The organism is Rhodococcus sp. T7 (assembly GCF_009872365.1).
Lineage (GTDB): Bacteria > Actinomycetota > Actinomycetes > Mycobacteriales > Mycobacteriaceae > Rhodococcus_F.
This window is the reverse complement of the sequence record NZ_WXYH01000058.1, coordinates 1-14,299: the sequence shown is the minus strand read 5'-3', so window position 1 is coordinate 14,299 and position 14,299 is coordinate 1. Positions and strand designations below refer to the sequence as shown.

11 protein-coding genes and 2 pseudogenes are annotated in these 14,299 nt (G+C 61.8%); 5 read left to right on the top strand and 8 right to left on the bottom strand.

From position 1 onward, the window contains the following. Positions 1-447: pseudogene (locus MLGJGCBP_RS08510) on the top strand (peptide transporter); the annotation flags it as partial. A gap of 433 nt (positions 448-880) precedes the next feature. Further along, entirely contained in the window at positions 881-1,495 is a 615-nt protein-coding gene (locus MLGJGCBP_RS08505; RefSeq protein ID WP_160094833.1) for a recombinase family protein, read from the top strand. A gap of 92 nt (positions 1,496-1,587) precedes the next feature. Here the strand turns inward: MLGJGCBP_RS08505 and MLGJGCBP_RS08500 are convergent, their stop codons facing one another. The 5 genes from MLGJGCBP_RS08500 to MLGJGCBP_RS08480 form a co-directional block, all read right to left on the bottom strand. Further along, on the bottom strand, positions 1,588-2,088 hold the full coding sequence (locus MLGJGCBP_RS08500; protein ID WP_160094831.1) for a hypothetical protein: 501 nt from the start codon (positions 2,086-2,088) through the stop codon (positions 1,588-1,590). A 114-nt stretch (positions 2,089-2,202) separates the two neighbouring features. After that, a complete protein-coding gene (locus tag MLGJGCBP_RS08495; protein WP_160094829.1) occupies positions 2,203-2,877 on the bottom strand; it encodes a hypothetical protein in 675 nt (224 codons plus the stop codon). A 335-nt stretch (positions 2,878-3,212) separates the two neighbouring features. Then, positions 3,213-4,409: a DUF2637 domain-containing protein gene (locus tag MLGJGCBP_RS08490; RefSeq protein ID WP_160094839.1), complete on the bottom strand. Its 1,197-nt coding sequence runs from the start codon at positions 4,407-4,409 to the stop codon at positions 3,213-3,215. Between the two features lie 204 nt (positions 4,410-4,613). Further along, on the bottom strand, positions 4,614-5,060 hold the full coding sequence (locus MLGJGCBP_RS51535) for a hypothetical protein (RefSeq protein WP_236580982.1): 447 nt from the start codon (positions 5,058-5,060) through the stop codon (positions 4,614-4,616). Then, positions 5,060-5,848 carry a ParA family protein gene (locus tag MLGJGCBP_RS08480; RefSeq protein ID WP_160094827.1) on the bottom strand — a complete coding sequence of 263 codons (789 nt, stop codon included), beginning with the start codon at positions 5,846-5,848 and terminating at the stop codon, positions 5,060-5,062. The genes MLGJGCBP_RS51535 and MLGJGCBP_RS08480 overlap by 1 nt, the downstream gene beginning before the upstream one ends. Positions 5,849-8,013: 2,165 nt before the next feature. Here MLGJGCBP_RS08480 and MLGJGCBP_RS08475 point away from each other — a divergent pair. Both MLGJGCBP_RS08475 and MLGJGCBP_RS08470 read left to right on the top strand, forming a co-directional pair. After that, positions 8,014-8,841, top strand: a complete 828-nt coding sequence (locus MLGJGCBP_RS08475) for an MBL fold metallo-hydrolase (protein WP_160094825.1) — start codon at positions 8,014-8,016, stop codon at positions 8,839-8,841. A 26-nt stretch (positions 8,842-8,867) separates the two neighbouring features. Further along, the gene (locus tag MLGJGCBP_RS08470; RefSeq protein ID WP_160094823.1) at positions 8,868-9,986 is read left to right on the top strand and encodes a GAF domain-containing protein; all 1,119 of its coding nucleotides are present in this window, start codon (positions 8,868-8,870) and stop codon (positions 9,984-9,986) included. A gap of 73 nt (positions 9,987-10,059) precedes the next feature. On the opposite strand, the gene MLGJGCBP_RS08465 is transcribed toward MLGJGCBP_RS08470, so the two are convergent. The 3 genes from MLGJGCBP_RS08465 to MLGJGCBP_RS08455 form a co-directional block, all read right to left on the bottom strand. Next, positions 10,060-11,253 carry a replication protein gene (locus tag MLGJGCBP_RS08465; protein ID WP_236580981.1) on the bottom strand — a complete coding sequence of 398 codons (1,194 nt, stop codon included), beginning with the start codon at positions 11,251-11,253 and terminating at the stop codon, positions 10,060-10,062. 556 nt (positions 11,254-11,809) lie between these two features. Beyond that, a complete protein-coding gene (locus MLGJGCBP_RS08460; RefSeq protein WP_160094821.1) occupies positions 11,810-12,010 on the bottom strand; it encodes a toxin-antitoxin system in 201 nt (66 codons plus the stop codon). A gap of 218 nt (positions 12,011-12,228) precedes the next feature. Then, the gene (locus tag MLGJGCBP_RS08455) at positions 12,229-12,720 is read right to left on the bottom strand and encodes a helix-turn-helix transcriptional regulator (protein ID WP_236580980.1); all 492 of its coding nucleotides are present in this window, start codon (positions 12,718-12,720) and stop codon (positions 12,229-12,231) included. 1,187 nt (positions 12,721-13,907) lie between these two features. Here MLGJGCBP_RS08455 and MLGJGCBP_RS08450 point away from each other — a divergent pair. Further along, positions 13,908-14,299 (top strand): annotated as a pseudogene (locus MLGJGCBP_RS08450) (hypothetical protein); the annotation flags it as partial.

Genomic DNA, 14,299 nt, shown 5'->3' with positions numbered 1-14,299 from the left:
TTCGACGTCATCGAAGAAGCCAAGGCCGTCGAACTCCTGATCGGCGAGTGCGGAACCGTCGAGAAGGCCGCCATGAAGCTCGCGAAGTCCAAGGGCTGGATTTCCCAGCGACGGGCCCTGCTACAACTCACCCCCGAACTCCAAACCGCCCTCCGTAACGGCGAACTCGCCATTCGCACCGCCCGCTCGCTCGCGCAAGTTCCGCCCCAGGAGCAAGTCGAGGCCTGGAAATCCGAACGCGAGCGAAAACATCAAGGAACTGAACAAGATTCGGCTCCCACTGATAGCAGCCACGATCTCGAACAAGTGCCGGTAACCGCCGCGAAGGTCACCCGCACCTTCAAGCGCCTCGACGCCGACCCGACCACGCTCGCCGACGCCCTTGTCGACTACCTCGACGCCGACGGACTGCAAGCACTCATCCAGGCGCTCACCGATCGACACTGACACGGGACGCCTGCTGGGGCTCTTCACACATGGTGAAGAGCCCCAGCAGCAATCCTTGTTACCCAACTGCGTCACGAGCACGACGCCCACCCGGACCTGACGCTTCCGACGACGCCCGCACGTCTCCTCGACTATGCCTGCGTCGACCTATTTCTAGGGCGAGCGGTAGCTGACGATCGCAAACATCCGCTTCGTTAGCTGTTACCGAGACCGGCCGACAAGGCAAAACGGGCTGAGCGCCATTCTGCGGTCACCAGGGTCCGCTTTGGCCAAGGACATACCGGTACACCGGAGAACGGCGCTCTACGGCGAACCTACGGCTGGTGAGTCTCCTCAGATCAGTTCGTTATAGATGTCCGGTTGAAAATTCCGGTAAGACGCGCCGGAAAACGAACGGCGTGAGATGTCGGCCTGTTCGGCGATACTGACGAGCATGAAAATCGGCTACGCACGGTGTTCGACCGCCCGACAAGACGTCGCCGGCCAAGTTGCATGGCTTGGCAAGCTCGGCGTCGACGACGCTCAGGTCTACACCGACCACGGCTACACCGGGCGCAACCGGAAACGACCGGCGCTCGCCCGCGCGCTCGAGGTCTGCCGCAGCGGCGACCAGCTGGTGGTGACCAAGCTCGACCGCCTCGGACGCTCGGCCCGCGACCTCCACCAGATCGTCGACGGACTCGTCGAGCGCAACGTCGCCCTCAACATCGACGGCAAGGTATACGACCCGACTGATCCGATGGGCAAGATGTTCATCGGATTTCTGGCCATAATGGCCGAATTCGAGTCAGACCTCAATCGTCAGCGAACGAAGGCCGGTGTCGAGGTCGCGAAGGCCAAGGGCAAGATGCGCGGCAAACAGCACAAACTGTCACCGCTTCGCCGCAACCTCCTGCTGCGGGACCACGAGACCGGCCGATTCACCGTCGATGACCTGTGCGCGGGCTACAACCTCAAGAAGACGGCCCTGTACGAGAACCTCAAGCTCGCACGCAATGAACGCGCAAGTGCGACATCGGAGTCGACGGAGGATGAACTGTCAGCCTGACAGCCGGATTGGTCAACGAATCACCCGGAGCCGGCCAGATCAAAGGTGATCAGACCCCCTGATCGGCCGGCGCATTCAGATGCCGCTCGTGGTCATCCGTGTAGCGCTGACTCACTCTCTTGCGTCCGCTTTGAGGCGTAGTGAGCCTTCAGCATTTCGGCGGCTTCGGCCCGTGTCGGTCGATGGTGCCGCTCTCGTCCGAACGGGGCAACCTTTTCCTCCAGCATGGCGGGAAGCAGGCTCGATTTCAGCAGATCGACCGCCGCCGTGATCACTTTGCCCTCGATGTGATCGACATGGTTCACGGTCCAGCCGCGGATGTCGTCGGGGCCGTCGGCGGGTTCGCCGAACAGGTCTTCCAGGGCTTCAGGCTTGTAGCCGTATTCACTGACCAACTCCTCGGCTGTGAGCCAGTCGTCTGTGGGTTCCTTGACCCACACCTTCGGATCGATGCGTTCGTTGGCTTCAACTACACGCCGATACTGCTCGGCGAATGGGAGGTCGCGGGCGTCGGCCGGGGTCTTCCAGCTCCATGTAATGGACAACTCGTTGCGTTCGACTTCTTCGGGTGTCGCGTCTCTGAAGTATCCCATGAGCGGAGATCGTACAAGTGATGACGGCGGGGAGTCCGAGGCCAGAAGGGGAAATCGCATGGCGCGGTGACTGACCTGGCTAAGTTCCTCCGTCAACCCGGTCAGTGTGACTCCTTAGGTCCGGCGGCTACGGGCGGTGAGTTCGACCCGCTGGCGGAGCGAGCCATCTGCGTGCGGAACCCAAGCCCCAACAGGCACCCACCGCCGCTCCCTGAGGGCTGTTCGAGCGGCGATGACCGTAGGCAGATCAGCGGACACAGCGCCTATTGCCCAGCTATCGAGTAGATCTCCGTCACTGGTACGGACCTCGACCTCATGCGACTCTGATCCGTCCTGAAGGATCGCGACCGGGCGTTTGAGGCGATCGTGCTGGGCGATTGCGTGAAGCTCGCACACGTACAGAATGGTGGGCAGTCCAGGGATGCCGGCGAGCAGCGAGGACAACAGCAGCAGCAGATCCGAACCGGTGGTCGAGACGAGAGCCTGGGCGGCGACGTAGAGGGCAGAAACCGAAGCCATTCCCACCACGCCCAGCGCCCAGGCGGCAGAGCGCGGAAGCCGATGACCGCTGCGGTGGTCGGCGAGCATCACCGTGGACGCGACAACCGACACGCTCAACGCTGCCACGACCGCAGTCAGACCAGTAGTCTCGTCGAAACCGACTGCCACGACGAGAATCCCGGCAGAGAACGCACCCATCACCACCGCGATCTCAGCAGCAGCTACGGCGACACCAACCACTTCATCCCGGGTCCATGCCCCCCGGAAGACTGACGATCGCTCGCGCATCGGCCTGTCCCCTCCCCATTTCTCGGGACAGCTTATCCGGGCGCAATCAGAAGGTTCACGGTCCCATGTTGCCGCCCATTGACCCGGGGCCCTCGGCAATCAGGCACGGCTCCCAAGGGTGCTGGGTTCGTTGCGCTGCACGGGGAGCGCAACGGCGACTTCCGAGCGGCCGCAACGTGTAGATGTTGCAGCGCAACGTCGGACTCGGTGGACGTTGTTGCCGCAACGGGATTGTCCGCAACGGGATTGTCGAGGGGTTGGTCCTCGGACTGGTTGTCGGCGGTCAGGCCGAAAGCGCGAACTGGTCGTCACTCCCCCAAGCCTGGGCTCGGACATCACCGGGCACCGACCAGTGCGTACTGCTGGACTGCCGTTGCTGCATTGCGGCTGTCGGTTGCGTCGTCGACCTCGGGCAGCGGCGGGGTGCGGAACCCCGCCTGTACGGCTCGTTGCGCGACCTTGTCGTAGCGGCGCATTGCGGTGGACGCCGCCTTGGCTTGGGTAATCGTTGCGATTTCCGCGTAGCTGAGATTCTCGGTGATCCGGAGGCGGGCGGTTTCTTTGACTGTCGGGTCGAAGTCGTCGCAGGCGTCGATGAAGTTCAGGAGGTTCTCGATGGTCTGTTCCCCGTCCGGCAACACGTTGACCTCCGGTGACGCCTCGGAGGGCGCATTGCGAGCAACCGACCGCTCCCCCAGGTCCGCAACGGCGGCAACGCTGGATGCATCCGCAACGAGCGGTTCGGCAACCACCGCAACAGTGGCTGGCGTGGTGTCCACGTGGTTTCCGACCGGCACCGACGCGTCGACAGCTGCGGTCCCTCGCGGTGCCGGATCGCCGGCCTCGGCAACCGGCCCGGTCGCAACGGCGGATGCCGACGCAACGTCGGGTGCAACAGGGTTGGCCTGAAAGCGTCGGAACGCCTCCCATGCTTGGCGATTCATCTCGATACCTTGCTCCTCGAGCTCGTTGCCGAGTTCGTTGCGCGCCACCTCAGCCTTGACGTTTGCAGCCTGTATGAGGGCGTTGTACTCGGTGTAGGCGGTCCCGATGGACTTGATGAGAATGCCCACGCCGTGTGTGAAGGCCAGAACCAGCAGCGGCGGAATGATCGCGAGGAGGGCGGCGCCGGTCGGTGTGAGGGGGGTGTAGCCCAGGTCGATACCGGCGGCGAGTTTCCGTGCAGCGTCTTCACCCGCCCGGTGCGCGTGGTAGGCGTTGCCGTAGACGCTGATGAGGACCACGCTGACAGCCAGCGTCAGAAAAAACTTTTTCCCCGCCGCACTTCCATTGATCTTACTCAGCGCAACGGTCGCGATCGTTGCGCCGAGGATTGCGCCGTCGACGATCGAGGGAAAGATCCAGGTGAGGTGGTGCGGGACACCGGCCTGCAATGCGAGGTCGCGTTGCACCGCAAACGACAACACGAATGCACCAGAGGTGATACCCACCGCAATGGCAATCGCAACGGCGAGGGCTGCGATCAGGGAGCGGAGCTGGATTCGTGCTGCTCGGAGATTAAGGTCAGTCATGATCGGGTTTTCCTTCCACGGTGTCCCGGTCGACGAGGCCCCTGCCGACCCACTCGGCAGGGGTCTCTCTTCGTTGCGGCCATTCGCTGACCGCGCTCGCAACGCTGCTGAGCAATTCTTTTCTGCCGCTAGGACCCATATCTGCTCGGGTGCAATGCACCTCACCGCCCATATAGCCCCTACAACCCATATGGGATGTAGGGGCTATATGGCGATTTCGTCTGCGGGCGCAGGGAAGGGTTCGCCGTTGTTGTACTGATTTTCGAGTCTGGCGCAAAGCTGGTCGATCGCGGTGCGGATGAATACCTGCTGACTCTTGATCCCGGTACGGGGGCGAGTGTGCTCGAGGGCTGCAACCATGCGGTCCTTCAACTCTTCCTCCAGCGATAGCAGGATGTCGGTGGTCTGAGCCTTCCGCTTCTTCTCCGCTGGCTGCCTCCTCGGCGCCGACGCCTTGCGCTGTTGCGGCGTTGCGGTCGGCGTTGCAGTCGACGTTGCGGGCGGGGCGGTCGTTGCGGGCGCAACCGGCGACGTTGCGGCCGGCCCCGGCGCAACAGGCTCTGGTATTGCGGTCGTCGTCGCGGCGGCTTGTTTGAACGTGTTGCGTGCACTGCGAGGTGCGGGCGGGGCAGGTTTGGGAATTGCGCTCATCAGAGGGCCACCTTCTCCAGGATTTCGATGAAGTTCTTATGCAGGTTTCGGGACCACGCGGGCTGGCTGGGGTGCTCGTCGAAGCCCATTCCTACGTTGGTCAATTTCGATATGTCTGCTTTCTGCGGGATCGGGTCGCCGAGGAGCGCAATCTGGTCCTCAGCCGCGTAGTTCTTTAGATAGCTGACGATCTCGGCGTGATCGTTACGACGTCCGTCGATCTTGTTGATGACGATCCCGGCTATCGGGAGGACTTTGTCCATGTACTCGGCCAGGTCTTCGAGGGCCTCGCGAATCGAATCAAGCCCGTCGACGGCATCCGATTCCGGCTGAACGACGATCAGGACGTTATCCGCGGCGTACAGGGCGCTCCGAGAGACGAGGTCGATCGCGGGACGGCAGTCGATCAGGATGTGCTCGTAATCGCCGGAGACTGGCTTGAGAGCGCGCGCGAAAGACATCTCCCCCCCAGGCTTTGTGCCGAGCTGATCTGAGACAGCCTGCAATTCGGCGAACCCGGACGGCAGGACATGAATCGCTTCACGTCGTGCCACGACGATCGCATCGCGGGCCGGTAGATCCGTCTGGCGGTCGAGTACGTCAGCTAGCGAGTGTGGTGCGGGCTCGGATGTCGTGTGGCCGGTGAGGTGCTTCGTTGAGTTGCCCTGCATGTCCGCGTCGACTAGCAGAACTGTGCGGCCTATCGCGGCGGCGGCATGCGAGAGCCCATTGGCGACCGTTGTCTTTCCCACGCCGCCCTTGAGGTTCGCGATCGCAGTGATCGTCATGACCCTCCCTTCCGTTCCCATATGGGAGCTTATATACACTAATATTAGCTTATATAAGCTAATATTCCTGCATCTCTGGTGTCGTGTCACTAGATAGTGGAATCGTATGTAGTCGAACATCAGTTAATCGGTAATGACATGCGGTTATATAGAGAAATCTTTGCTCACATTCGCTCCCTGAAGCACATCGCAAGCAAGATGATGTCTGATGAGAGTTGCTGTCAAACCATCTTTTGATCTCATTCATGCCCGGTCAGCGACATTAGGGCTGACGCAATCTGCACTCAGCCAATCCACGACACCAAGCTGTTCCACAACGACGAGATGATCACCACGTCACCTTCAAGGTCCACGACACCAACCTGTTCCACAACGACGAGATGATCACTACGTACCTCTACTTGATTCAATCGAGATGAAGTAGATCGACAAGCGGATCATCTAGAACCAGGAGAAGCACGTCGACTACGACATCCACCGGACGACCCAGATCGACAAGCCGTACCGCGCGTTGATCAAGCTCGTCGCATTCGTCGGATTCGTCCGCAGACCTGGTCCTGGACGGTTCCTCCTGCCACTGTTTCTGCCCCGTCTCGCCTCGTAAAGTCCCAGGTCCCGCCACATAAAGTCGTCGAGGGGGGGCCAGCCGGATGCATCGTCATACCGAGTTGGACGCAGGCCGAACCGATTCGGTCCCCGTCATGTGTTGGGCACGACAGCGCTGTCGGCCGGGCCGAGGACCTATGATTCTCGCCATGCCACAGCAGCCCCTACTTCGGGTCTTTCTGGTTGCTCCAGCTACCAGAAAGGCGCACGGGCGCGGAGCGCCTAAGCTGTGACTTGTGCAGATGCCGATCTCTAGCGAAGTTTCCACTCCGCCGGGATACGTACTGACGCACGAAAATGCCCCCGCCTGGCAGGGCGAGGGCGACTTTTCGAAACCAACCCGTCCGTGGCTCTACATCTGGAGGTTCCAATCACCACCGTACCTTCCGGCCAGCAGTCTGGCCCTCCGCACCCCCGCGCCCGCTCAGCGTTCCCCTGGCAGCCATATCTCTGGGTCACCTGGCTGACGCTCCTCGCATGCGCGGTCATCGCCGTCATCGTCCATTCACCAGACCCCGAAGTAGGGGAGCGCGTCCTAAAGCTCCTACTCGGCGCTGGAAGCGGCGGGGGGCTGGTCGCCCTCCTGCTTCGGGCGACGCGGTGACAATCAGCTGCGTCGCGCAGTGTGTCTCGGATCGACCGTCTCGGTAGACGACGAACTCCCCACCCTCCAGTGAGAGGGCGGGGAGTCCGTTTCGGTTCGGGTTGGTCAGGTCCACTTCCTTGCGAGAAGTTGTCAATGATGTCTGTGGTGTTCCTGACCCGGATGGGTTTTGGGAAGAGGGACTCGCCCAAACGTGCTGTGGGCGTGGACCCCCACCGTGGGCATGTGGTGAAGTGGGACGGCTGATCCGAGGCGGCCCCGATGGTGTAATCGCTTCCCAGTACGGGGCGCGAGATGTGCGCTAAGGGATGTACTGGGTCGTTGTCGCGATTGCGCAGACCATTGCCTCGGTCTGCGCGCGATGTGCAAGGTCAGCTTCCCAATTCGGGGCGGTCGTTACTTGCACACCGGCGATGATGCCTACGTGACCGTGTGCTCGAACAAGCTCGATCCATAAGGGCGTCGGAGATATATCCCCTTCTGCAAGCTGCCCTGTGGAGTCCTCAATTACTACAGACGGTCCTTCGCTCAAGTGGAGCGAAACTAGCGGACCGGCGCTGGTACTGAGGCCGGCGAGGAGGGGAAGAGAGTGCGCTGACCAGCCGCGACCTTCAAGGAGAGACGTCAGGCGAGTGGAATCGGCATCGAAGTCCAGGACCACGAGTGGAGTAACCACACCGGAGGAGTGTTCATAGTCCACGGCGACGATGTGGATCACCTTCGGAACTGCTTCGACTGCGATCGCCATGTGAACCCCGTTTCACGATTGGACAGTGGACCTGAGCAGCGTAACGACCTTTTGGTACGCAAGTACACATTCAGTCGCTCTACTGGCGAGTATCATCGCTGGTGCTCCCTGACCAGGGCCTTCCCGGGACCCGCCACTTCGGCTCCGGACGTAGCAGCAACGGCGTCTTCCTCGCCGCTGCTTTCGTCCACTTCCGGCGGTGTCCTCATGACTATCAACAAAGTTCATCACCTCAACTGCGGCACTTTCGCTTCACTACTGGTCGGAACCTTGGTGTCACACGTCCTTCTGTGTGAGACGTCGGACGGGCTGGTCCTGGTCGACAGCGGCATCGGCATTCTGGATATCGAGTCCCCGAGACGGCTCGGACGGGCAGCTCTACTGCTGCGACCGCGTTTACGTCGCGAGGAAACAGCCGCCTACCAGGTCGCCGCTCTCGGCTACAGCACCTCTGACATCCGACACATCGTCGCAACACACCTGGACTACGACCACATCGGTGGTGCATCTGACTTTCCGGCTGCCCGCGTCCACACCACAGCCGTCGAGTTGCGTACGGCACGAACACAACGATCGCTCCCTGATCGATTCCGCTACCGCAGATCACACGTGGAAGCCCTCACGCATATCGAAACCTACGACGGAGTGGGGGAGAAGCTGCTGGGCTTCACTGGCGCACATCCGATCAACGGGGTGCGAGACATGTGGCTGGTGCCACTGCCGGGGCACACGGCCGGGCACGCCGGTGTCGCCTTACGAGTCGGCGGCCGTCGCTGGCTGTTCCATGCCGGCGACGCCTTCTTCGATCACCACGCGATCGGCCCCACCGACCAACCTCGTACCTTGCGAATCCGGAAAGTCAGCGCGATGGAAGGCCTCCTTGCCGCCGAGCACAACAAAGTCGAGCGGAACCATGCTCGCCTGCGTGACCTGGCGCACACCAAATCTGCTTCCGTAAGCGTCTTTTGCTCACATGATCCGGTGATGCTGGGTGAGCTACAACGGTGTGCGCAGGGGTCACTGCCAGGTTGCTAGGGTTCTCCGCATGGTAAGGGGAGATCATGACTGAGACGCTGGAAAACGAAGTCGGACAGGCCACCACATCGAAGCAGACGGATTGGCTTGTCATCGAGACTCTCGGCCTCGACGTCGGTGCGGATCCCACAGTGGTTGCCGAAGGCGGGGACGAGAAGGAATTTCACAGCCTGCGCAACCGCAAGTGGCGGATCGCGCGGAGCCGGAATGAGGGTTTCGACCTGGCGCGGATCGCCAGGGAATCGGTGGAGCAAGTCGTCGCTACTCGCAAGGTTCTGCACAAACCTCATACGATCGCCAACAAGGAAAAGGGCAGCCTCGAGGTAGGTGTTGTGGCCCACCCTGTGTTGTCAGCACGCGGCGAGGTCTTTGGCGTGCAACTCTGGATGGGGGAGCAGGGCAGCACCATCCCGGCGCTGCGATCGGTGGGTTCTTTCGAGTGGGATGCCCAAACTCAGTTGACTGAGCACGGCCCCAATGTTGAGGAGATCCTGGGATTCGGTGCCGGTGTCGAACAGCGAGCAGTCCAGGACGTATGGGGCAACCTTCTCGAGCTCGTTCACAGATACGCCGAATACGCGGACTACGTAGGGGGATTCTGCCAAGGGGCAGTTGCCCCAGGCTTGCCCTTTGCGTCCGAAGTCAGTGTCAACTACGGCGGCGACCCCAACAATCGCCGGCTCACCTACATGACCACTCGCACCCGAGAAGATTCTCGCGGCAAACGAGTCGTGGGCCTCTTCCACGACATCACGTCCGAGGTGAAACAGCCGAAGCAGAATCAGGACCGCGAAACGCTGCGCGCAGTCGCGGCCGCAAACCCTGATGCCGGGACGTGCCGCCTCCTCCTTGCGTCAGGACTGTTCCTCGACTGGTACAGCACCCCGCCCGGTGATCTCGCGCGGTGGAAGGTCGAAGTTCCCGAGTTCCATGAGAAGAGTCAGAAGGAACTCGACGCAACCCTCGTCGGCCTGCGCGACGGCACAATCTCGTCGGCGAAAATGGCTCTCTTCATGCGGTTTTCGGGAGACTCAACGTGGGTGCCCGCTGATGTCACAATCACCCCGCTGGGCGGCGCCCAACCAGGCGAAATATCGCATGGTGTCGCGCTTGTGCGGCCCGGAACCGGGCCACTCTGCTGGTAGGCACGCCCAACCCGCACTCGGGGCGGTCGTGCCCCAACTTGGCGTGGCCACCGCAGGCAACCAATCATGTGGATCACTCATCGGCCCCCTCCGATGCCTGCCTCGCATCAGCATTCCGGCGGTGAGTGATCCACTCAGCTCGGGCCGCGTTCTCGCGGGCCAGGACCTCGGCTTTGCGGTGGCGAGCAGCAATGCTGGCGCGGCGGACGATGGATCGGGCCGCGCGGCGGCCGGGGGAGTCGACGTCTGCTGCGTCTGCGTACCGCCCGCGTTCGGCCTCTAACTGAGCTGCCCGACGTTCCTGTGCGGCTCTTTCTTGCTCGAGCGCGATTTGTGCGAGGAGGTGCGGCGGAAATTGCAGGTCCTGGCTCTTCATGAGCCATCGCATGAATGCGATCGGGGTGGTGGGGTTAGCCGCGATCCGCCGCTCTCGTGCCCAGTCGGCGAGCGTTGTGTTGAGGTCGTCGGCGGTCCATCCGTGAGCCGCTGCGTCGGCCAGTGCGCGAGCCCATCCTCGGGCAGTATGCCGACGTGCCCAAGCCGGAGTTTGTGGGTGACCGAGCCACCTGGCGGCCAGCAATGCGCCTTTCCGGATGAGTGCCGCCCTCTCGATCTCCTCCTTTGTTTCAGGGCGCCGCGGAGCGGCTCGTTTATCCACAGATCCTTTTGTAGTAAGTACCTCTCTAAGAGAGGGAAGAGATAAAAGATGACCCCAAGGGTGGTGGGGTGCCATTTTTATGGATCCCCCGTCTGATCTGCGGGTTTTATCCACAGGCTTGCGGGGGTGCAGTGCCCATACGGAGGCCCAGCCGCGTGACTTGTCTCCGACACGCCACGAGCCCAAGCGCTCGGACCTTCGGCGGAGTCGACCGCGAAGTACTTCAGTGGCCACGCCGAGCATCTTCAGGGCGAGCTTGGCGCGCTGCACGGTGCTCTTGCAGTACCCGGTCCGCTCCATCAGGGTGTCATTTTTGAGCCTGGAATTCTGGCCGGTCTTATGGTCGGCGGCTGCGGCCATGGCGGCAGCAACCTTGAGGAGCGTCTTGAGGGCGACCCCGCCACCACCGCGAATACGGCAGAGTGCTGGGCGGATGATGGGGTAGAGGTGCTTGTAGGCCTCGCGGACCTCTATCTCGACCCACTGCTGTTCGCCGCCCCAGTGGGCGATGCCACCGTATGCGCCGTCGCCCAGCTCGAGTTTTACCTGGCAGTAGCGTCGGCAGGCCGCTTCTCGGCCGCCGAGCGCGTTGATGAAAGTCGGGGTCAATGAGTGACATTGGTGCCCGAATAGATGCCCGGGGATGGCGCGTGGAGTGCGCGCGATCCCGTACCGCGGACGAGCCGGACTGCTCCCGCAGTACCTGCGCCGGATGGTGCGTGCAGGGCCCATCACGACGCCGCCCACCACAAGGCTTTCCCACGCCTCTGATCTGCGAAGGCTGAGGGGTCGTCGTACGTGCAGCGTGTTTGATCCGAGTTAACACGGCACCGACGCCGCGGGCACCGCAGAACGGTGCTCGCATAATCGAGATGTGTACCCGTAGCGCTGTGATCAGCGCACTTAGTGACACGCGGCGAAAATATTGAAGCTTCGTCAAGGTATGGGTTACCCTGAGACCAGACCGGCAAAGTCTGTCCCTTCGGGGAGAAGCAGTAAACCGAGAGCGAGTTGCTAGCTCACTCTCACCAACCTCGAGAACCCCTGTTCCGCGCCCACGGGATGGGGGTTTTTCGGTGTCTCAAGTCTGGCTGCTACCTGCTAAACGGATCATTCGGTTATCAGCAGAGTCGCCCAACTCCGCTCACGCGTAGCTCTTTCCGTATCAAGCAGTCAGCGGCAGCACCTCCTGGCCCAGCTCGCGTACAAGGTCAGGGCGGCCTACGAATGTGCAGAGAACGTCCGCGATGAGCTGGCTCTCTGATGAGCAGCCCAGCTCTTCCTTCTTCGCTTCTAATAGCCGCTTGACCTCGACCGGGACTCGACCGTAAACCTCTTTGCGGTCACCCTTGTGATGCATGGGCATGGATCGGCCCCTTTCTGGTCAGAAATCGAGCGTTTGAACCCCGACGCGGCTGATTCTGCCGCAGGTTTGTACCCGGTTCGATTAGACACGCCGGAACTTGCGGCAGATTCCGGGACCACAGAACCGGATCCTGTCGTGTCGTACCACCGTGCACAGTCGTCCACCTCGGCTTTCGCCAAGCACACCCGGACAGGCCGGGACATCAATTGCAGACAAGTCTACAGATTGTCTATGCGTGTCGCTCTGTCTTCGACGGCCCGTTCCCAGGCTTGCGCAACGTCCTCGAGCGAAACCCCATAGAGGGAAGCGAAGCGTTGCGCCAGCTCAGGGTCGTACTTGCGTCTCCCTCGCTCGACTTCCGATAGGAGAGTGGGAGATATCGCCAGTTCCCCGGCCGCCTCCCTGCCATTGAAGCCGGCATGGAATCGGAGATCGGCCAGGCGGAGCTTGTCTGCGGGAATTGGCGTCAAGTCAGCCGGCGCCACACCAAGCACGGCTGCCATCTTCTTGAGAGCGGCGGGAGTCGGTGCCGCTTTGCCCAACTTCCATTGAGAGACCGCTTGATGACTCATTTCGATCGCATCAGCCAGCTCGTCGGCAGTGATCTTCTTCCGCGCGAGAGCACGGTCAAGAGCCGCGCCACTGAAGCCGCGTACGCCGATGCGCGGCATGAAGTCTCCTTGCTGAATGTCCGGACTGTGCTCGTTCATTGTTGCGCCCTTTCAGTCGGTGCCCCAGCCCGGCGGCGTACATCAATTGCGTTGATAAATGGCAAACGTGGCCGTTCAAGTGTAAGCTCCAGACGACTGCACGTGAGCGGGGAGGGAGGGCCGATGAACGAGCGTTCTGCGTTGCGCAACCAATGTGCGACTGCATATACTTTGTCGGCTGCCCCTCACGGGGTCTTCCTTGAGCCTGACCACTTCGGTTCGAGACGCAGCGCAGTTCCGGGGGAGATCTCTATCTCCTGGACTGCATCATCCCAAACTCCTTACGGATTGGTTGAGACGTTGCGTATGTGGTCGGTCGCATCAGCAGCAGGGATTCCCTGCTGCTTTCGCATGCCGCCAGCGCCCACTGGGCGACCTATCACCGCGCAGCGCGCCGAGAAGCCTTCTTCTCGGCCCATCCCTGCCACCATGCCGCTTCGCCCTCATGCGCATGAAGTAGAGGATGTCGCGCAAGTAGCACGGCACTCTGCTGAGGCGAGGGCCGGCCCCTCAATGAAAAGCCTCAGGTGCGCTGGTGATTTGGCCGTCCCCTCGCGCACCTGAGGTTCCTCTCACCTGCGGCGTTTCCATGCGCTGCACTTCCACTCCGCAGGACCATCGGGTCCTCGCGGGCACTTCCGTACCCATATGGAGGTCCCGATGACATCGGGCATTCAGGCACACCCGACAACTGATCGTACTGCCAGCTCGGAGCCAGCACCGGCGCAATCAGCGCCGCACACCACGCTCTCTCCAGCGTGCCTCGGTGCTTTATGGGACCGAATCCGTGTCGATCACTGTCCGGGCCGCTGGCCTGGGCATGCCTGCTCAGGCATCGCAATCGCCGGGTATCCGATGTGTCCGCTTGGCCACTCACAGGTCGCGACTCATCTGCACCGTCCGGCGTCGCCCACTCACATAGCAGATCGTCTCGCGCGGAGCCTGCCCCAGTTCTGAACTGACACAAGGAGATCAATCATGCCGTTCTTCCTGACCCTAATGATGTGGCTCCAAAGCTTGTCGGCTTGGGGTTTGTAGACAAGCCCCCCGAGAGCGGCCCGGCAGTTCGTGTCGGACCGCTCATCTCGAAAGTTGTTGTTAATCCAACGTTTCTGCGCCTTCGGTGCAACGGAGCGGCGGTGCGTGCGCCGCACCCGTGGCTTCCCTTTGAGAGAGAGCGAGTTGTCATGAATGAACTGCGTCGACCCAGTGGTGGTCGGCACCGAAAGAAGAAGATGGAGCGGGCATCGGTGTTGTGCGCGGTGCCGGTCGCGCTCTGCCTCGTGTGCGCGGGTGTTGCGCAGGCAGCTCCCACTCAGCCGGGTACCGGGGGCGGAAGCCAGCCGGGTACCGGGGGCGGAAGCCAGCCGGGTACCGGGGGCGGAAGCCAGTCGGGGACGTCCGCGCCTGCTCCTGAGCGTGAATACCTGCCTGGTTACATCCCTTCCCCTCAGGTGCAGAACGCGGATTGGCGTTCGTACGAGGACTTCGAGCAGGGATATTCGCAGCCGACGTATGTGGAGCCGCAGTACACCCAGCCGGTGTATGTGGAGCCGCAGTACACCGGGCCGGCCTATGC

Bases quoted from the DNA above. Each gene is read 5' to 3' on its own strand.
- MLGJGCBP_RS08500 (WP_160094831.1), bottom strand. From the start codon at position 2,088: ATGGGATACTTCAGAGACGCGACACCCGAAGAAGTCGAACGCAACGAG.
- MLGJGCBP_RS08480 (WP_160094827.1), bottom strand. From the start codon at position 5,848: ATGACGATCACTGCGATCGCGAACCTCAAGGGCGGCGTGGGAAAGACA.
- MLGJGCBP_RS51535 (WP_236580982.1), bottom strand. From the start codon at position 5,060: ATGAGCGCAATTCCCAAACCTGCCCCGCCCGCACCTCGCAGTGCACGC.
- MLGJGCBP_RS08455 (WP_236580980.1), bottom strand. From the start codon at position 12,720: ATGAACGAGCACAGTCCGGACATTCAGCAAGGAGACTTCATGCCGCGC.
- MLGJGCBP_RS08475 (WP_160094825.1), top strand. From the start codon at position 8,014: ATGACTATCAACAAAGTTCATCACCTCAACTGCGGCACTTTCGCTTCA.
- MLGJGCBP_RS08460 (WP_160094821.1), bottom strand. From the start codon at position 12,010: ATGCCCATGCATCACAAGGGTGACCGCAAAGAGGTTTACGGTCGAGTC.
- MLGJGCBP_RS08505 (WP_160094833.1), top strand. From the start codon at position 881: ATGAAAATCGGCTACGCACGGTGTTCGACCGCCCGACAAGACGTCGCC.
- MLGJGCBP_RS08495 (WP_160094829.1), bottom strand. From the start codon at position 2,877: ATGCGCGAGCGATCGTCAGTCTTCCGGGGGGCATGGACCCGGGATGAA.
- MLGJGCBP_RS08490 (WP_160094839.1), bottom strand. From the start codon at position 4,409: ATGACTGACCTTAATCTCCGAGCAGCACGAATCCAGCTCCGCTCCCTG.
- MLGJGCBP_RS08470 (WP_160094823.1), top strand. From the start codon at position 8,868: ATGACTGAGACGCTGGAAAACGAAGTCGGACAGGCCACCACATCGAAG.